The 3,097-nt window shown below is 61.5% G+C and carries 5 protein-coding genes; all 5 read right to left on the bottom strand.

Features of this window, described 5'->3' with window-relative positions; all coding sequences use genetic code 11:
• Positions 1 to 564: 564 nt before the first annotated feature.
• The gene (locus ACIQ36_RS19650) at positions 565 to 807 is read right to left on the bottom strand and encodes a hypothetical protein (protein ID WP_395832510.1); all 243 of its coding nucleotides are present in this window, start codon (positions 805 to 807) and stop codon (positions 565 to 567) included.
• 228 nt (positions 808 to 1,035) lie between these two features.
• Entirely contained in the window at positions 1,036 to 1,536 is a 501-nt protein-coding gene (locus ACIQ36_RS19645) for a hypothetical protein (protein WP_395832508.1), read from the bottom strand.
• Positions 1,537 to 1,609: 73 nt separating this feature from the next.
• The gene (locus tag ACIQ36_RS19640; RefSeq protein WP_395832506.1) at positions 1,610 to 2,164 is read right to left on the bottom strand and encodes a hypothetical protein; all 555 of its coding nucleotides are present in this window, start codon (positions 2,162 to 2,164) and stop codon (positions 1,610 to 1,612) included.
• A 3-nt stretch (positions 2,165 to 2,167) separates the two neighbouring features.
• Positions 2,168 to 2,539, bottom strand: coding sequence for a DUF3768 domain-containing protein (locus ACIQ36_RS19635; protein ID WP_395832504.1), 372 nt, complete (start codon positions 2,537 to 2,539; stop codon positions 2,168 to 2,170).
• 115 nt (positions 2,540 to 2,654) lie between these two features.
• Positions 2,655 to 3,097: methyltransferase (locus ACIQ36_RS19630; RefSeq protein ID WP_395832502.1), on the bottom strand; the 443-nt coding region annotated here is incomplete at its 5' end.

Raw genomic sequence — 3,097 nt, 5'->3', positions numbered from 1 at the left:
GATCACGACCAAGCGGGCATGGGGCGGCGTGGTATGCGTTCGGGAGGGTGAGGGTTGCGAGGGAGCGGGGCTTGCCCTGCGATTCGAGCGGCCCGTCGCCCTCTACTGAAGGCATGCCCAAAGCCGACCCAAGGGAGCGCTTGCGCGACCGGTGTCCGCTAGGGATCACGAACCGGCGGATCAGGAACTGAAATCCAAGAAAGCCCATCCGTATGAGGGGGACCGCGCTGAAGGCGCAGGGCCGCCCAAAAGGCGGGACGCGGAGCGGCCCTCAGCAGAGACTAATCCTCTCCGGCGCACAGGCGTTTGTATCGGCCCGGCTCGGCGGTCTCGCCGGGGTGGCCGCGCGCCGCGGTGCCAATGAGCGCACCGGTCATCGTCCCCTTAGCTCCCAAACCTACTAATTCCCCTGCCTTCTTCTTGCGCCGGAGGCGCGCACCCTGGCGGCCGTGATCGTGCCTCCGGCGCGATCACCACAAAGGGCCTAGCCAGCACCGTAAAGGGTCGGGCGAAGCACTGTTTCGCTAGCGTGATGAAGATTGATAAACCATCCAGAGGGCGGCGCTATTGCGCCGCCTCGTAGAGTTCAGCGAGATCCGGACGCTGCTGAAGGAGAGTGCTGTAGGCGGTGTCGGCATCGATGGCGGGATCGCCCTGAAGGGCGAAGGCGAAGGCGCGATTGAAACGCTGCGCATCGAGGGTGCGCTGGCCGTAGTAGGGCAGGGTGCTGAAGGAGCGATTGGTCGGATTGTTGCGCCAGGTGCGACCGGCTACCAGGCCTGCTTGGAAAAGGATATGTGCGTTCATGATGGTGCTCTCCTGATTGGGGTCCGGCGTCTGCCTCGACGGCGACCTAACCGGGGGAACGGCCGCGGGCACCCGCAGGACCGGAGCAAAGCGGAGGACGGCGGGAGAGAGGTTTTTTGTTTCGCGAGGAATGGCCTTTAGGCCAGGGGAAAAAACCTCTCTCCCGACGTTGCCCGTAGGCCGGGCTTTCGGTTAGGAGCCTAATCCGAGGGGCAGAGCCGAGCCCGATCAGGCAGGGAAGCAAAAATGCACGTCGACCCCGCGCTCCCGCAGCGTCCGACCGACGGTGAACAGGGCAATCCTGGTCCCAGCGGCGGTCAGCGGCAGATTCTCGAAGGCCTCGTGCTCGAACAGGGCACCAACGGTTTTGCGGGCTTCGCTGTCATCGCGGGGGAGGGAGAATTCGATGCGCGGCTGGTCCGCGTATTTCTCGACGATGGCCTTGATCGTGCCGCGCAACTTCGAATCGAGCTGAAGCAGCTTCGCGTAAACCAGCGCCGGACATGGCACTGCACCGTCGCAAGCCTCCATGATAAGCACGTTCATCGCGTCGCGCGCGGGCTCGCCCTTGGGTGCGTGAGGGCCGGAGAGCATCGCCGCCAACAAGGCGGGGCGCGTGACGCCCCAGGCGTCCATGAGCACGAGCATTTCAGCATTGATCGGGCGTTTGACGGGATCGATCTCGGCGATGCCGCCGGGGGGATTGACGGTAATTCGGGTGATGGGCATGAGAAAAGGCCGCCTCTGTTGAACAGAGTGCGACCTTATCAAGGTTGGAACGAAATGGGAACCTTCTCGACGGTTATGCCTCTAGGGCGGACGTCAACCAGTCCTTCGCTTCCTCGATGGCGTAGTCCTCGCCATAAATTCCGCCAAGCGCATCGATGACCTGGTCATCAGGATCAAGATGCTCAAGAACCCAGACGTCCCCTTGCAGATACTGATCGTACTCGGCGACCTCTCCGCGAAGGATATCGGCGGCCTTCACCAGGAGGTTTTTCGAAATTCTCTTGCGGCGGAATTCTTCCCGGAGGCTGTCGTGCGTTACGACGATCCAGCCGACCTGGCCGGAATCCCATTGGCAGGAAAAGGGCGTGGTGCGCATCGTGATGCCGCTGTGATCGTAGAGAAACAGCGGCAAGCGCACGTGCGGGACGCGAGCGAAGTCGGCCTCGAAAGCATCGGGATTGGCGAATTGATGCTCGTCCCCGAGGTCATAGCGCCGATGCCAGCAGAACATTTGACCAAGCTGGCTAAACTCTTTGCGTGGGTTAGGTGGACATTCGTCGGGGAAGACGGTGATTGTCGCGCCGTCCGGTAGAACTTCCTTAAAAATCGTGGTGCTGTAACGCCCCATGTCTCAATACTCCGAGGCGAGCAAGATGGTGAGGAGGCGCCCCGTCTTGGTTGGATCGGCAGGATCCTCGGAGCCGATATTAAAATCGGGATCGTAATAATCGATTTTCCAAAAGACCTTTGGCAGGTCAGGCCGCTCGATGACGCCGATCTCACGCCATCCGTAGGGATCATTGTCCTCGGTGAACGTGGTGTGGGTTGCGACCGCGCGCTGGAGCAAAATTACTGCGGCGGGTCCGAGCGCCAGAATAGCTGGAGTGACGTATGATTTACCGCCCCGACCAGTCTGGCGGAACAGGTCGTTCAGTTGCGCGACCTTCTCGGCATATTCCGGGGTGGATTGGTCGATTCCGGCGGGGATTGGGAGAGCGGTCATGGTGTCTTCCTCTGAAGCAGTTGAACCGCCCTGCCAAAGCCCTCCTTTCCTTTGCGATGCTTCCACCTGGTCTCCATTGGGCGGCAGGGCAGATCCCAAGGCCGACCAATCCGTGCTAATCCCGCTTGCGCAGATGAAGGATGACGGTATTAACGTTTGTGCCGACGCTGGCAAATGAGGCTGGCGGCAGATCTAGAAAGACGCCGCCGTGTTTCTCGACGATGGCGCGGAATGCGACGCTCTTCTTCGTTTCCCGAAACTCGGTGCCGGCCGACATAATCGCCGCGAGCTGACCACCAGGCTTTAAGAAGGCGAGGGCGTGGAGGACGTGGTCGATGTCGCGCTCGTGATCGAAGGGCGGGTTCATTATGACGGCGTCATAGTTTGCCTGCGGCGTGAGCTCGAGAAAGTCGCCGGTGATGACCGATCGATAGAGGCCGCTCTCGCGCAGGCCATCGGCGAGCGCCGATTGAAACTCGACGCAATCGACGGTCGCGCCCTTCTCGACGGCGAGCCGGGCTAGATTGCCCGTGCCTGCGCTGGGTTCGAGGACGCGAA

Origin of the sequence: Elstera sp., assembly GCF_044372965.1 — a bacterium.
GTDB lineage: Bacteria > Pseudomonadota > Alphaproteobacteria > Elsterales > Elsteraceae > Elstera.
The sequence above is the reverse complement of the archived record's forward strand: the minus strand, read 5'-3'. Positions and strand labels throughout refer to the sequence as shown.